Genomic DNA, 15652 nt, shown 5'->3' on the forward strand with positions numbered 1-15652 from the left:
CCGGCTGAGTGGGGCGCATCCTGGAGACCAGGATGCGCCCCGCTCACGTATGTGCCGCCACGCGGCCTCAGCCGCGTGGTGGCAGCGGCGGGCGCCGCAGGTCCGGGCGCGGGGTGTCGGCCGGCGGCGGGGCGGCGGCAGGGTGGGTGTGCAGCAGCTCCAGGGCGACCCGGACGGCCTCGGACAGCTCGGTGTTGCGGCCGGCCGCCCAGTCGGCGGGGCTGCGCAGCACCGGGATGTCCGGTTCCACCCCGTGGTTCTCGATCCCGAAGCCGCGCCCGCCGGTGAACCAGGAGGCGTTGGCGGGCACCGAGAGCTGGGTGCCGTCACCCAGGGTGTGCCGGCCGATGGTGCCGACCACCCCGCCCCAGGTCCGCCGGCCGACCACCGGACCCAGGCCCAGCAGCTTGACCGCCGCGATGATCACGTCCCCGTCCGAGCTGGTCGCCTCGTCGGCCAGCGCCACGATCGGGCCGCGCGGCGCGTCGCGCGGGTAGCGCACGGCGCGCCGGCCGCGGGTGTGGTCCCAGGCCAGCACCCGGCGGGTGAGCTTCTCCAGGACCAGCTCCGAGACGTTGCCACCGGCGTTCCCCCGCACGTCCAACACCAGGGCGGGACGGTCGAGTTCGCGGCGCAGGTCGCGGTTGAACTGGGCCCAGCCGGAGCCGCCGAGGTCGGGGATGTGCAGGTAGCCGCAGAGGCCGTCGCTGAACTCCCTCACCAGCGACCGGCGTCGGGCCACCCAGTCCTGGTAGCGCAGCGGCCGCTCGTCGGTCACCGGGGTGATCGCCACCCGGCGCACCGGGCCGTCGGGGCCGCGCCGCACGGCGAGTTCCAGGGTGCTGCCGCCGGCTCCGGCCAGCAGTGGGGCCGGGCCGCGCACCGGGTCCGGGGTGCGGCCGGCGATCGCCACCAACTCGTCGCCCTCGCGCACCTGGTGGCCCGCCAGCGGGGCGCGGGCGCGGGGGTCGGAGGACTCCCCGAGCAGCACCCGGCTGAGCAGCCAGCGGCCGTCCGGCTCGCGGTGCGCGCTCGCCCCGAGCAGCCCGAGCGGCTGCTGCACCGGCGCGGGCCCCTCGCCGCGCCGGGCCGGGGTGACGTAGGCGTGCGAGGTGCCGAGCTCGCCGAGCAGCTCGCGCAGCAGGTCGGCGAAGTCGTCGGGGGAGGCGATCCGCTCCAGCAGCGGCTCGTACTGGGCGACCAGCGCGGGCCAGTCCAGGCCGCCCAGCGCCGGGTCCCAGAACTGGTCGCGGACCAGCCGGGCCGCCTCGTGATAGGCCTGGCGCCACTCCGGGCCCGGGTGGACGGTGTGGGTGATCCGGCGCAGGTCCACCGTCACCGCGGCGCCCGGGGCGGCCAGCGGCAGCAGCTTGAGCGAGCCGGCGACGAAGGTGGCCACCGCCGCGCCGTCGCCGGAGACCGCGTAGCCGTCCACCTGCTCCTGCACGGTGCTGCGGGTGGCGGAGGCCAGGTCGAAGTACTCCAGGGCAGGGCGCCCGGACAGGTCGGTGGGGCTGGCGAAGGTCTCGCCGAGCGCGCCGGAGATCGGCCAGCGCAGCCAGAGCAGCCCGCCGCGCACCGGCGCCGGGGTGGAGTACTTGGAGGCGATCACCGGGAACGGCACCAGCCGCTCGGGCAGGCCCTCGACGTCCACCAGCACGGTGCCGTCGCCGGGCGCCGGGTCCGCCTCGTCGCCGACCGGGGCGGCGAACGGCGAGGGGGTGTCGGCGGCCAGCGGGACCAGGTACGGGCGGCAGCCGAGCGGAAAGGAGAGGTCGCCGGTGTGCACGTCGTGCACCGGGTCGAAGCCACGCCAGGAGAGGAAGACCAGGTAGCGGCCGTCCCGGGTGAAGACCGGTTGCTCGTCCTCGAAGCGGCCCTCGGTGACGTTCAGCGGCAGCGCGTCGGGCAGGTCCAGGCGCTGCAGCCGGATCCGGCGCAGCGAGCGCCCGGCGACCGGCTGGGACCAGGCCAGCCAGCGCGAGTCGGGGGAGAAGGCCAGGCCCCGGATCGGGCCGTAGCCGGCCCTGGCCAGCTCGCGGACCTCGCCGTCGGCGGTGTGGACCAGCAGCAGCCGGCCGTCGCCGGCGGCCGCCGCGAGCAGGTGGCCGTCCCGGCTGGCGACCAGCTCGAGCACCTGGCCCAGCTGCCCGGCCGCGATCCGGCGGGCCGCCGGTGCGGCGGTCGGTGCGGCGGTGGTCGGTGCGGCGGTCGGCGCGGGGTGCGTGGCCGCGCTGCCGGGCAGCGCGGCCAGTTCGATCGCGTCCTCGCCCTCGGCGTCGGTGACCCAGGCGATCTGTCCGGTGCCGCCGAGCACGACGGGCAGCCGGGCCCGCACCCCGGGGGTGTCGGCCAGCGCGCGGGCCGGGCCGTCGCGGTGGGTGAGCCAGTAGAGGCTGCCGCGCACCCCGACCACTCCGGAGCGGCCGGTGGCGTCGCAGACCAGGTCGTTGAGGTGCCGGGCGGCGGTCACCTGGTACGGGCGGCGCCCGGCCCGGGAGCCGCCCAGGCGCATGGTGAGCCGGCGCGGAGCGGGGGCGTCCAGGCTCTCCAGCAGCCACAGGTCGCCGGCGTGCTGGTAGACCACCCGGTGGCCGTCCGTGCTCGCCTCGCGCGCGTAGTAGCTCGCGTGGTCGGTGTGCCGGCGCAGGTCGGCGCCGTCCGGGCGGCAGGAGTAGAGGTTCGCGATGCCCTCGTGGTCGGAGAGGAACGCCACCCGCTGGTCGACCAGCATCGGGGAGGAGAGGTGGCCGGGCAGGTCGGGCAGCAGCTGCGCGCCGTCCAGCCAGAGCCGCCCGGTGGCGCCGCCCCGGTAGCGCTTCCAGGCGGCCGGCTCGTGCGGGGCGGCGGCGGTCAGCAGCAGCGTGTGATCCGCCGTCAGGTACAGGTCGCGGACCGGGCCCCACGGCAGCCGCCGGCCCGGCGAGCCGTCCAGCGGCAGCGCGTGCGCCCAGGTGTAGTGCGCGAAGGGCTCGTGGTGCGAGGTGAGCGCGAGCACCTCGCCGGTGGGCAGCCAGCCGCGCACCCGGGTGTCCTGGCTGCCCCAGTAGGTCAGCCGGACCGCCTCGCCGCCCTCGGTGGGCGCCGTCCACACCTCGGGGGTGAGCGCAGCCCAGCTGGTCCAGGCGACGGTGCGACCGTCGGGGGAGAGTCTGGGGTGCGAGACCCGGGTGCGGTCACAGCTGACCCGCCAGGCCCGGCCTGACGATCCGTCAGGTTCGAGCGGGGCGAGCCAGACGTCGTCCTCGGCGGTCAGCGTCAGCAGCTCGCCGGTCAGATGGGGGTAGCGCAGGTAGCCGCGGTGGTTGTCGGTCACCTTCCCATCGTTCGCAGGCTGCGCGGGCCTGGCAACCGGGGGTCCTGGCTAAGAGGGTCCGCCAGTAGGGGGCCGCTCGCTGCCGGCCGGCCAGATCTCGTGCACCCAGAGCCCGGCCGCCCGGGTCAGTGCGGCCACCTCGGCCGGCTCGCCGCCCGGGCTGCCGTCCCAGACCGCGATCAGCTCGTCGATCATGCCGACCAGGGCCCGGCCCAGGTCGTCGCCGAGGCCGCCGGCCGAGGTGGCCGCCAGCCGGTGCACGGCGGTGGCCTCGCGGACGATCTCGCCGGCGGCCCCCTGCCGCGGCAGCGCGCCACCGCTGGCCGGGACGACGATCTCCACCTTGCCGCCGTGCTCGCGCACCGCCTGCGCGAACCAGGTCTCGGGGCCCGGGCGCAGCGCGGTGACGCCGACCAGCTCGTACGGCCCGTAGGTGGTCGCCAGCCGCCACAGCTCGCCGCGCACCAGCATTTCGGTCAGGTCGGAGAGGCCTTGGTACCCGGTGATTCCGACGCGCATTCTCGTGCCCTTCGCTCAGGGCCGTGCCGTCTTCAGGATAGCGCCGGAGTCCTCCCGAGCTCCTGGGCCGGGCCTCAGCCGCCGTGGAGCCGTATTCAAGTGCCTCACAAGTCACGAAACCTACGTTCGAACGTAACTGGACCGGGCGTAGCGGCTGATGCCGGCACCGCCTCGGATCGCGCAACCCACGGACGCGAGACAAGGATCTGATCCCTTGAGAATCATCGGCCTCAGTGAGGTGCTCCCGGGCGAGCCGGTCACGAACCGGGACATGGCGGAACGTTTCGGCCTGCACGAGAAGTGGCTGGACCGGATGACCGGCAACCGCAGCCGGTACTTCTGCGAGCCGGACAGCGCGGACGGCGAGCCGAAGAACACCGGCGACCTGGCGACCCTGGCCGGCGAGCGGGCGCTGGCGGCGGCCGGCGCCGAGCTGTCCTCGATCGACTTCCTGATCCTGACCACCGGTTCCCCCGACCACTTGATGCCGGCCACCGTGAACCTGGTCGCCGACCGGCTCGGCCTCAACGACCTGCCCACCTTCCAGCTCACCTCCGGCTGCGCGGGCGCGCTGCAGGGCCTCTACACCGCGCGCGCGATGCTCGCCTCGGGGCACCGGCGCGGCCTGGTGATCGGCGCGGACAGCGTGGTCAAGCTCTGGCCCGCCAACCGCGACCTCAAGCGGATCAGCCCCGCCGAGCTGGCCAACTTCGCGCTCTTCGGCGACGGCGCGGGTGCGGCCGTGGTCGACGCCTCGATGGACGGGCCCGGCCTGCTGGTCGACCAGCTGGTGCTGCGCACCGTCGGCAAGGGCCGCAAGCCCGCCCAGCTGGTGCGCTGGTACGGCGCCGACGGCGCGCCGATGATCACCGCGGCGAACGGCAAGGAGATCCGCGAGCCGATGGGCGAGGAGGACTACAAGGCGATCGAGGAGCACGTGCCGGGCCTGGCCGCGGGCGTGCTGCAGGAGCTGGCCGCGCTCACCGGCTGGCCGGTCGCCGAGGTCGAGCACATCCTCACCCCGCAGCTGAACGGCGTGATGGCGGACCGGATCCGGGAGTTCATGGGGGTGCGGCCCGAGCAGGCCGTCTCCTGCGTGGCGGACACCGGCAACAACGGCAACGCGCTGCCGTTCATCCAGCTCCACCGGGCGCTGCGGCGGATCGAGGAGGGCGGCGGCGAGCGGGACCGGGTGCTGGTCACCACCATCGAGTCCTCCAAGTGGACGGTCTCCGGGCTGGCCCTGCGCTACCGGCGGGAGGCGGCCGGTGATGTCCGCTGAACCGCGTGCGCACCGCTCCCCGGTCGCCGAGCTGCGCGCGCTCAAGCGCGCGGGGTTGACCGACTCGGCGGGCCGGGTGCGGCAGTTGCTCGCCGAGCTGCTGGCGGCCGGCGAGCCGCTGGACCTGGAAGCCGCGGGCAGCCTGCTGTCCGGGCCGGCCCAGCGCGAGCAGCTGGCGGCGGCAGGTGGCTTCACCGGCTACCGCCTGGCGCTGCTCGGCAGCTCCACGCTGGACGCGCTGGCGCCGCTGCTGACCGCCTGCCTGGTCGGCGCCGGGGTGCTGCCGGAGATCCGCGCCACCGGCTTCAACCAGTGGCGCTTCGAGATCCTCTCCGGCGCGCCGACCCTGAAGGAGCTGCGCCCGCAGCTCAGCGCGCTGCTGCTGGACGAGGCCGCGGTCTTCGAGGGCGTGCAGCAACGCCTGGACCTGGCCGAGATCGAGCAGCGCTGCGCTGACTTCCCCGGCGAGGTCGAGCAGTGGCTGACGGCCACCCAGCAGGCCCTGGGCGGGCTGGTGGTGCTGGCCACCGTGCCGCTCGGCCCGCTCACCCGGGACCGTTTCGTGGACTACCGCGGCAAGGCGCGGCTGACCGCGGCCTGGTACCGGCTGAACGCCGAGTTGCTGGCGCTGGCCGAGCGGCACGAGTCCGTGGTGGTGCTCGACCTGGCCTCGGTGGCCGAACGGTCCGGCCGGCTCTTCGCCGCCGACCGGATGCGGCACGTGGCCGGGCAGGTGTACGCGCCGGAGTTCCTGGCCGGCTACGCGGGCGAGCTAGCCAAGGTGGTGCGGGCCGCGCTCGGACGGGCGGCCAAGTGCCTGGTGCTCGACCTGGACAACACCCTGTGGGGCGGCGTGGTCGGTGACGACTCGGTGGCCGGGCTCAAGCTCGGCGGCGCGTTCCCCGGCTCGGCGCACCGAGAACTCCAGCTGCTGGCAAAGGACTTGATGGCGCAGGGGGTGATGCTCGCGGTCGCCTCGAAGAACGAGGAGGTGATCGCCCGCGAGGCGGTCGCCACGCATCCCGAGATGGTGCTGAGCCCGGCCGACTTCGTGGCCTTCGCGGCGAACTGGAACCCCAAGCCGGACAACGTGCGGCGGATGGCCGAGCAGCTGAACATCGGCGTGGACGCGATGGTCTTCGTGGACGACAACCCGGTGGAGCGCGGCCTGATGGCCGAGTTGCTGCCGCAGGTGGCCACGGTCGCGCTGCCCGCCGACCCGGCCGGCTACGCGAGCGCGCTGGCGGCCCGGGGCGACTTCAACGTGCTGAGCCTGACCGCCGAGGACCGCAGCCGCACCGAGCTCTACCGCTCGCGTGCCGCCCGGGCCGAACTGGCAGGTGCGGCAAGCAGTCTGACGGAGTATCTGGAGAGCCTGGAGTCCGAGCTGACGATCGAGCCGGTGAACCCGCTCAACGCCGTGCGGATCGCCCAACTCTTCGGCAAGACCAACCAGTTCAACCTGACCGGGGTCCGCTTCGGGCTCGACGAGGTGGAGGGCGCGGTGGCCGACTTCTTCGCCGCCCGGCTGACCGACCGCTTCGGCGACAACGGTCTGATCGCCGCCCTCGCGCTCGGCCGGGACGCCGACGGCGCCCGGGTCGTGGAGAACTTCGTGCTCAGCTGCCGGGTCTTCTCCCGCGAGGTGGAGGACGCGATCCTCGGCCTGGTGCTGCGGGCGGCCCGGGCCGAGGGTGCCCCTGCGGTCCGGGCGAGCTACACGAGGACCGCGAAGAACGGCCAGTTCGCCGGCTTCTACGCCGCCGCCGGGTTCACCGAGACGGAGCCCGGCGCCTTCCGCCACGACCTGCGGGAGCTGTCCGAACTCCCCAGGTGGATCCGCATCAACCAGCCCGAGGAGGCATTCCGTGTCAGCTGATCAGCTGTCGTCCGACCAGGTGGTCAAGGAAGTCGTGGCCCAGCTGCTGGACCTCGACGAGGAGGGCCTGGCGATGGACCAGCCGCTGGCCGACATCGAGGAGTGGGACTCGGTGAACGCCCTGCGGGTGCTGGTCTACCTGGAGCGCGAGCTGGGCGAGTCGGTGGACTACGACCGGTTCATGAAGGCCGAGCTGCTGGCCGACCTCTCGGCCCTGGTGGCCGATGTCCAGGTGGCGCGGTGACTGCCGTGACCACGGCGTTCCCCGCCGCCCGGCGCGGCACCTACACCTTCCTGCGCGACGCCCGGAACACCTGCCACGTGCACCTGGTGGCGGACGTGGACGCGAGCCGGCTCAAGGCGGCCCGCACGGCCTGTGGCGGCAAGCTCAGCTACGCGAGCTTCGTGGTCAAGGCCGGCGCCGACGTGATCGCCGACTGCCCGCCGGCCCGCTCGGTGCTCACCGGCTCCACCGGGCGCCCGAAGCTGGCGGTGCTGGACGAGGTGCACGCCAAGGTGCTCTTCGACAAGACGGTGGACGGCACCCGCTGCGTGGTCTCCGGCATCGTCAAGTCCGCGCAGCAGCGCTCGGTGCTGGAGGTGCAGACCGAGCTGGACGCCTACAAGGACGCCGAAGTCACCGACCCCGAGGGCCCGTTCCGCAACGTGCTGCGGGTGGCGAAGCTGCCGGTGCCGCTGGCCTGGCTCGCCTACCGGCTGGCCACCCGGGACCCGCGCCGGCGCACCGAGCTGGGCGGCGTCTTCTCGGTCACCTCGGTCGGCCACGAGCCGGTCCGGTCGATCCTGCCGATGATCACCGGCTCGCTCGGCTTCGGGGTCGGCCGGATCGTCGACACCCCGGTGGTGCGCGACGGGCAGATCGTCGCCGCGCCCGTCCTGACCCTCTCGCTCACCTTCGACCACCGCATCCTCGACGGTGCGCTGGCCGCGGAACTCCTCGCCCGCACCAAGGACAAGCTCGAGCACTGGGAGATGCCATGACCGTCCCGACCACTGTGGATGTGCTGATCGTCGGCGGCGGACCGGCCGGCGCCCTGCTGGGCTGCCTGCTGGCCCGGCGCGGCATCGAGGTGCTGCACGTGGAGAAGCAGAGCAGCCTGGAGCGCGACTTCCGCGGCGAGACGCTGGCCGCGCCGTCCGCCGTGACGCTGCGCCGGCTCGGCTTCGACGCCGCGCTGAAGGCGCACGGCTACCTGGAGACCAGCTCGGTGACGATGCGGATGGAGGGCCGCCAGGTCTTCACCATCGACTACGCGAAGTTCCCGATCGGGGCGCTGCCGATCGACATCCCGCAGCCCGCGCTGATCGGCATCTTCCAGCAGGCCGCCCGGGCCGAGCCGACCTACCACTACGCCGCCAGCACCAACTGCACCGGCTTGATCGAGCAGGGCGGCCAGATCCTGGGCGCGGTGCTCAAGTGCTCCGACGGCTCCCGGGTGGAGGTCCGCTCGCGCCTGGTGGTCGGCGCGGACGGGCGCTTCTCCAAGGTCCGCAAGGCCGCGGGGCTGGAGGCCACCATCACCCCGATGGGCCGCGACTTCCTCTCCTTCAAGCTGCCGCGCCCGGCCGACTGGGGCAACCAGGCCCAGCTGGTGGTCAACCAGGACAAGCACCTGGTGGTGCTGCCGACCTTCCCGGACTTCCTGCGGATCGGGCACAACCTGCCCAAGCGCGGGCTCGGCGAGGTGCGCAAGGAGGGCTTCGACGCCTTCCGCAACGGCATCGCCGCGATCGACCCGCGACTGCGGCCGCTGCTGCACGAGTTCCTCACCTCCTTCGACGACACCAGCTTCCTGGAGATCTTCACCGCGGAGCTGGACCAGTGGGCGCGCGACGGCCTGGTGCTGATCGGCGACGCCTCGCACACCGTCACCCCGATCCTCGGCCAGGGGGTCAACCTCGCCATCCAGGACGTGGTCTGCGTGGCCCCGGTGATCGCCGGCGCCCTGAAGAAGTCCCACCAGCAGCTCCAGGCGGCCGAGTTCGACGCCTTCGTCACGGACCGCAAGGCGCACAAGGCGCAGGTCACCCGCTACCAGCGGATCCAGGAGGCGGCGCTGGGCGCCCAGACCCCGTTCGCCGTCCTGGCCCGCCGGGCCCGGTACAGCGCGCTGAACGCGCTGCCGATCAAGTACCGGGTCTTCGGGAAGGTGATCAACGCCCCGCACCCGATCGACCCGGTGGACCTGCGCACCGGCGCGTCCGAGAGCGCCGTCCGCGCCGCCGCCTGAACCGGCCCTGACAGACAGTCAGTTCGCCGTGGCGCCCCCAGGAATCCTTTCCCCTTCACTGACTTGAGGTTGACCGAGATGCCTGAAGACACCCACGACCCCGAGCAGCTGATCGCCATCGTCGGCATGTCGGCCCGCCTGCCTGGCGCGCCCGACGTGGACAGCTTCTGGCGGGTGCTCAGCGAGCGCACCGACGCCATCCGGCCGGTCCCCGCCGACCGCTGGGACGCCACGGCGCAGCTCGACCCCGAAAAGACCGTCCAGGCCGTCGGCGGATTCCTGGAGGGCCTGGACCAGTTCGACCCGACCTTCTTCGGCATCTCGCCGCGCGAGGCCGAGGACATGGACCCGCAGCAGCGCCTGGTCCTGGAGGCCGGCTGGCGCGCGCTGGAGGACGCCGGGCGCCCCGCCGAGGAGCTGCGCGAGTCGCGCACCGGCGTCTACGTGGGCGCCAGCTGGCACGACTACGAGATCCTGCGCAAGGAGCGCGGGGCCGGCGCCACCCAGCACAGCATCGTCGGCAACGCGCTGGACGTGATCGCCGCCCGGCTCTCCTACTTCCTCAAGCTCAAGGGCCCCAGCCTCGCGGTGGAGACCGGTTGCTCCTCCTCGCTGGTCGCGCTGCACCTGGCGGGGCAGGCACTGCGCTCGGGTGAGATCGAGGGCGCGGTGGTGGCCGGCGTCAACCTGATCATGGCCCCCGACGTCTCGATCGGTCTGACCCACTTCGGCGGGCTCTCCAAGGCCGGGCGCTGCCACGCGTTCGGCGCCGCCGCCGACGGCTTCGTGCGCGGCGAGGGCGTGGTCGCCCTCTACCTCAAGCGCCTGGACCGGGCACTGGCCGACGGGGACCGGGTGCACGGCGTGATCGTGCGCACCGCCGTCAACAACGACGCGGGCGGCGACAGCCTGGTCACCCCCAACCCGGCCGGCCAGGTGGACCTGCTGCGCCAGGTCTACGAGGACTCGGACATCCCGCTCGACAAGCTCTCCTACATCGAGGCGCACGGCACCGGCACGCTGCGCGGCGACCCGGTCGAGGCGGCCGGCATCGGCACGGTGCTCGCCCAGCGCCGCGACCGGGCGCTCGGCCCGCTGGGCATCGGCTCGGCCAAGACCAACATCGGCCACCTGGAGGCCGCGGCGGGCATGGTCGGCCTGGTCAAGGGGGTGCTCTCGCTCAAGCACCGGATGGTTCCGCCGAGCCTGCACTCCGAGCAGCTCAACCCCGACATCGACTTCGAGACGCTCAACCTCCAGGTGGTCCGCGAGCCGCTGGAGCTGCCCGCCGAGGGCGACGTCTACCTGGGCGTCAACTCCTTCGGCTGGGGCGGCACCAACGCGCACGTGGTGCTGCGCACCGCCCCCGAGCCGGCCGCCGCCGAGCCCCAGGAGCAGGACGGGCCGCTGCTGCTGCCGCTCTCCGCGCAGCAGGAGGACGCGCTGCGCCAGCGGGCCGACGAGCTGGCTTCGGTCCTCGCGGACGGGGCACCGCGCGATGTCGCCGCCACGCTGGGCAGCCGGCGCGACCACTTCCCGGTCCGCCTCGCCGCCGTCGGCGCGGACGGCGCCGCGCTCGCGGAGAGCCTGGCCCGCTACGCCGCCGACCCCGCCGACGAGATCCCCGCGCTGGTCACCGGGCGGGCCCGCACGCTCGGCAAGACCGTCTTCGTCTTCCCCGGTCAGGGCTCGCAGTGGTCCGGCATGGGCCGCGAACTCTACGGCCAGGACCCGGTCTTCACCAAGGTGATCGACCGCTGCGCCGAGGCGCTGCGCCCGCACTTCGAGTGGGACCTGCCGGCCATCGTGGCGGGCGCGGCCGGCGAGGAGTGGCTGAGCCGGATCGACATGCTGCAGCCCGCGCTCTGGGCGATGTCGCTGGGCCTGGCCGAGCGCTGGCGCGCGGCGGGCGTCGAGCCGGACGTGGTGATCGGGCACAGCCAGGGCGAGGTCACCGCCGCGACGCTGGCCGGGATCCTCTCCTACGAGGACGCGGCGCTGGTGATGGCCCGGCGCAGCGCGATCGCCCGGCGCACCTCGGGCAAGGGCCGGATGCTCGCCGTCGACCTGGACGTGGCCGGCGCCCGGGCGGCCCTGGAGGGCTTCGAGGAGCAGGTCTCGCTCGCCGTCAACAACGGCCCGTCCTCCTGCGTGCTCTCCGGCGACATCGACGCGGTGCTCACCCTCAAGGAGATCCTCGAGGCCGAGGGCACCTTCTGCCGCCTGGTCAACGTCGACTACGCCTCGCACAGCCCGCAGATGGACGAGCTGCGCGCGGACCTGCAGAGCGCGCTGGCCGACGTGCGGCCCAGGCAGGGGGCGATCGGCCTGATGTCCACCGTGCAGGTCCAGGCGCTGGCCGGGCCCGAGATGGACACCACCTACTGGGTGGAGAACCTGCGCCGCCCGGTGCTCTTCGCCGACGCGATGGGCAAGCTCTTCGACGACGGCGTCACCCACGTGGTGGAGATCAGCCCGCACCCGATCCTGGCCCCCGCCATCGAGCAGCTGGCCGCGCTGCGCACCGAGCCGCCGGCCGTGCTCACCACGCTCCGCCGCGAGCAGGGCAGCCGGGCCGACCTGCAGCTCGCCTTCGCCCGCGGCTACGTCAACGGCCTGCGCCCGTTCGTCCGGCAGCCCGCCGACGCGCTGGTCGCGGTGCCCGGCTACCCGTGGCAGCGCGAGCGGTTCTGGGTCGCCGAGGGCCGCCGGCGCGGTTCGGCGCAGGGCGGTCTGGAGTTCGCGCTCACCCCGCTGGCCAGCGAGCAGGACAGCTGGCAGGGCGGCATCGAGCTGGCGCTGGCCGACCAGCCCTGGCTGCGCGACCACCAGGTGCACGAGGCCGTGGTGCTGCCCGGCGCCGCGATGATGTCCTTCGCGCTGGCCACCGCGCACGCCCGCACCGGCGCCGTCCCCGGGCTGGTCACCGGCTTCGCCTTCAAGAGCGACCTGACGCTGACCGACGAGGCCGCCAGACTGAGCGTGCTGTGGCGCGACGACGTCACCGAGGGCGGCAGCTTCACCCTGCTCTCGCTGCCCGCCGGCGCCACCGGCTGGACCGAGCACGCGAGCGCCCGGCTCACCACCCAGCGCCGTGCCGATGCCCCCGCCGTCGCCTTCCCGGAGCCGCTGCTGGCCGAAGAGCCGGGCAGCGCCGAGGAGTTCTACGCCGCCTGCGCGGCGCGCGGGCTCAACTACGGCGCGGCCTTCCAGGGGCTGGCCGGGGTGCGGGTGCTGGACGGCCGCGCGCTCGGCGAGGTCCGGCTGCCGGAGCGCTGCGTGGCCGGCGCCCGGGCGCACACCCTGCACCCGGCGCTCTGGGACGCGGCGTTGCAGGTCTCGCTGGCGCTGAACGAGGGCGCCGACGCGGTCGTGCCGGTCGGGGTGGACCGGATCCACCTGCACCAGGAGCTGGCCGAGCCGGTGCTCGGGCTCTGGTCGTACGCGGTGCGCCGCGAGGCGGACGTCGTCGACCTGTACCTCTACGACGGCGACCGGCAGCCGCTGGCCACCCTGGAGGGGCTGCGGCTGCAGCGGCTGGCCACCGACGGGCCGGCGGACGAGGCCGCGGAGCGGGTGCACCGGCTGCGGTTCCGGGCCCAGGCCAACGCGGCCGAGCCGGTCACCAGTGGCAGTTGGCTGGTCGGCGAGCTCGCCGAGGGCCTCGCCGCGCCGCTGGCCGCCGCCCTCGGCGCGGCCGGAGCCGGCGCCCGCTCGGTGCGTGCGACCGGGGCCGACGCCACCGACCAGGCCGGCTGGACCAGGCTGCTGAAGGACGGCCCGGTGCCGACCGAGCTGGTCTTCAGCGCGCCCGACGGCGCCGATCTCCAACTGCAGCGCACCGGCCTGCTCGCGCTGGCCGCGCTGGTCCGGGCCGCCGGCACGCTGGCCACCCCGCCGCGGCTGACCGTGCTCACCCGGCACGCGCAGGCCGTCACCGACACCGACCAGGTCGACCCGGGCGCCGCGCTGTACTGGGGCTTCACCCGGGTGCTGCGCCGCGAGCATCCCGAACTGCGGCCGCAGGTCATCGATCTGACGGATGCTCAGATCGATGGACCGGCAGCCGCCGAACTGGCCGCCGAACTGCTCGCCGACGAGGGCGAGGACCAGGTCGCGCTGCGGGCCGGGGAGCGGCACGTCGCCCGGCTGCTGCGCGGCACGGACGAGGTCGACCAGGATCGCGTGGCGGCCCCCTGGCAGCGGCCCGCCGAACCGTTCCGGCTGGTGCCCGAGCGACCCGGCTTCTGGGACGGCCTGGTCTACAAGCCGCTCACCCGACGGGCGCCGGCGCCCGGCGAGATCGAGATCGCGGTCAGCGCGACGGCGCTCAACTTCATCGACGTGATGAAGGCGATGGGCACCTACCCCGACTCCTCGGCCGGCGCCGACCTGCTCGGTGGCGAGTGCGCGGGAACCGTCACGGCGCTCGGCGAGGGCGTCACCGCACTCGCGGTCGGGGACCGGGTGGTGGCCTGCTCGTTCGGCTCGATCGCCTCCTACGTGACGGTCCGCGCCGAGCACACCCGGCCGATCCCGGACCACCTGAGCGACGCGGCCGCGGCCGCGCTGCCGCTGGTGATGGCCACCGCCTGGTACGCGCTGGACGGCCTGGCGGCACTGGAGCCGGGCGAGAGCGTGCTGATCCACTCCGCCACCGGCGGCCTGGGCCTGGCGGCCGTCAAGATCGCCCAGGCGCGCGGCGCCCGGGTGATCGCCACCGCGGGCAGCGAGGCCAAGCGGCAGTACCTGCGCGAGCTGGGCATCGCGGACGTCTTCGACTCCCGCGACCTGTCCTGGGCCGAGCAGACGCTGGCCGCCACCGGCGGGCGCGGCGTGGACGTGGTGCTCAACTCGCTGACCGGCGCGGCGATCACGCTGGGTCTGGAGGTGCTGGCCGAGGACGGCCGGTTCATCGAGGTCGGCAAGAAGGACATCTACAGCGGCCGGACGATCAGCCTGGACGCCTTCCGCAAGGGCATCTCGCTGGCGGCGGTCGACCTGGCCGGCCTGATGGACCGCCGGCCCGCCAGGTTCGCCCGGCTCCTCACCGAGATCTGGGACCTGATCACGGCCGGTCCGGTCGGCGAACTGCCGGTCAACACCTACTCCTTCGCGGACGCGGCGGAGGCGCTGCGGGAGATGTCCAAGGGCAGCCACATCGGCAAGTTCGTGCTCTGCGACCCGAGCACGGTGACGGCGGTGGCTCCCGAGCCGCTGCCGGGCGGCAGCTTCCGGGCCGACGCCAGCTACCTGCTCAGCGGCGGGCTCGGCGCGCTCGGCCTCTCGCTGGCCGAGTACCTGGCCGACCACGGCGCCGGCGCGCTCGCCCTGCTCGGCCGCTCCGCCCCGAGCGCCGAGGCCGAGCAGCGGCTGGCGGCGCTGCGCGAGCGCGGCGTGCGGGTCACCGCGTACGCCGCCGACGTGGCCGACCCGGCCTCGCTGGCCGCCGCATTGACCCGGGCGCGGTCCGAACTCCCGCCGCTGCGCGGGGTGTTCCACGCCGCCGGGCTGCTGGACGACGCCACCGTGCTGAACCTGACGGCCGATCAGCTGACCCGGGTGCTGGCCCCCAAGGTGGACGGCGCCCGCAACCTGGACGCGGCCACCGCGAGCGACCCGCTGGACCTCTTCGTGCTCTTCTCCTCCGCCGCCACCCTGATCGGCAACGCCGGCCAGGCGGCCTACGCGGCCGGCAACTCCTACCAGGACGCGCTGGCCACCGCCCGGCGCCGGCGCGGGCTGCCCGCGCTGAGCGTGCAGTGGGGACCGTTCGAGGGGATCGGCCTGGCCGCCCAGGACGAGAACCGCGGTGCCCGGCTCGCCGAGCGCGGCATGGCGGGCTTCACCGCCGAGGAGGCCTGGCCGGCCCTGGTCCGGTTCCTGGAGCAGGGCGAGGAGGTGGTCGGCTACGTCCCGCTGAACCTGCGGCAGTGGTTCGACGCCTACCCCGACACCGCCGCGCTGAAGAGCTGGCAGGTGCTGCGCCAGACCTCCCAGCAGGGCGGCGGGGCCGGCGGCGGCAGCGAGTTCCGCACCACCCTGCTGGCCGCCGCGGCCGCCGACCGCCCCGTGCTGGTGGAGCAGAAGGTCCGCGAACTGGCGGGCCGGGTCCTGCGGTTGGACCCCAAGGCGATCGATCGTGAGACCCCCTTCAAGGCGCTCGGCCTGGACTCCCTGATGGGTCTGGAACTGCGCAACCGGTTGGAGGCCGCCTTCGGCCTCAAGCTCTCGCCCACCCTGCTGTGGACCTACGGGAACTCCCGGGCCCTGTCCGAGGTGCTGAGCGAGCGGCTGGCCCCCGAGGCCGGCGAGGCCACCGAGGCGGCCACGGCCTGAGCGAGGGTCGGTGCGCCCGCCCGGCTCTCCCGGGCGGGCGCGCCGATCCCGGGCCTTTCAACTTC

General features: G+C 74.2%; 8 protein-coding genes. 6 read left to right on the forward strand and 2 right to left on the reverse strand.

The annotated features are described in order from the left end of the window. Nucleotides 1-67: 67 nt before the first annotated feature. Together P3T41_RS25180 and P3T41_RS25185 are read right to left on the reverse strand one after the other, a co-directional pair. Nucleotides 68-3316 (reverse strand): S41 family peptidase, encoded by a 3249-nt coding sequence (locus P3T41_RS25180; protein WP_280692572.1) that lies wholly within the window; start codon nt 3314-3316, stop codon nt 68-70. 48 nt (nt 3317-3364) lie between these two features. Further along, nucleotides 3365-3835: a hypothetical protein gene (locus P3T41_RS25185; RefSeq protein WP_280692574.1), complete on the reverse strand. Its 471-nt coding sequence runs from the start codon at nt 3833-3835 to the stop codon at nt 3365-3367. Between the two features lie 214 nt (nt 3836-4049). Between P3T41_RS25185 and P3T41_RS25190 the strand changes: the two genes are divergently transcribed. From P3T41_RS25190 to P3T41_RS25215, 6 genes are all read left to right on the forward strand, one after another. Then, on the forward strand, nt 4050-5117 hold the full coding sequence (locus P3T41_RS25190; protein WP_280692576.1) for a 3-oxoacyl-ACP synthase III family protein: 1068 nt from the start codon (nt 4050-4052) through the stop codon (nt 5115-5117). Further along, the gene (locus P3T41_RS25195) at nt 5107-6996 is read left to right on the forward strand and encodes an HAD-IIIC family phosphatase (protein WP_280692578.1); all 1890 of its coding nucleotides are present in this window, start codon (nt 5107-5109) and stop codon (nt 6994-6996) included. The genes P3T41_RS25190 and P3T41_RS25195 overlap by 11 nt, the downstream gene beginning before the upstream one ends. Continuing rightward, entirely contained in the window at nt 6986-7240 is a 255-nt protein-coding gene (locus P3T41_RS25200; RefSeq protein ID WP_280692580.1) for an acyl carrier protein, read from the forward strand. The genes P3T41_RS25195 and P3T41_RS25200 overlap by 11 nt, the downstream gene beginning before the upstream one ends. Next, nucleotides 7237-7998, forward strand: coding sequence for a 2-oxo acid dehydrogenase subunit E2 (locus P3T41_RS25205; RefSeq protein ID WP_280692581.1), 762 nt, complete (start codon nt 7237-7239; stop codon nt 7996-7998). Before P3T41_RS25200 ends, P3T41_RS25205 begins: the two co-directional genes overlap by 4 nt. Beyond that, nucleotides 7995-9248 carry an FAD-dependent monooxygenase gene (locus P3T41_RS25210; protein WP_280692582.1) on the forward strand — a complete coding sequence of 418 codons (1254 nt, stop codon included), beginning with the start codon at nt 7995-7997 and terminating at the stop codon, nt 9246-9248. The genes P3T41_RS25205 and P3T41_RS25210 overlap by 4 nt, the downstream gene beginning before the upstream one ends. Before the next feature lie 78 nt (nt 9249-9326). Next, nucleotides 9327-15587: a type I polyketide synthase gene (locus tag P3T41_RS25215; RefSeq protein WP_280692584.1), complete on the forward strand. Its 6261-nt coding sequence runs from the start codon at nt 9327-9329 to the stop codon at nt 15585-15587. Nucleotides 15588-15652 lie beyond the last annotated feature (65 nt).

This window comes from Kitasatospora sp. GAS204B, from assembly GCF_029892155.1.
GTDB lineage: Bacteria > Actinomycetota > Actinomycetes > Streptomycetales > Streptomycetaceae > Kitasatospora.

Excerpts from the sequence above, each read along its gene's own strand:
- P3T41_RS25185 (WP_280692574.1), bottom strand. The coding sequence starts at position 3,835 with ATGCGCGTCGGAATCACCGGGTACCAAGGCCTCTCCGACCTGACCGAA.
- P3T41_RS25215 (WP_280692584.1), top strand. The coding sequence starts at position 9,327 with ATGCCTGAAGACACCCACGACCCCGAGCAGCTGATCGCCATCGTCGGC.
- P3T41_RS25195 (WP_280692578.1), top strand. The coding sequence starts at position 5,107 with ATGTCCGCTGAACCGCGTGCGCACCGCTCCCCGGTCGCCGAGCTGCGC.
- P3T41_RS25210 (WP_280692582.1), top strand. The coding sequence starts at position 7,995 with ATGACCGTCCCGACCACTGTGGATGTGCTGATCGTCGGCGGCGGACCG.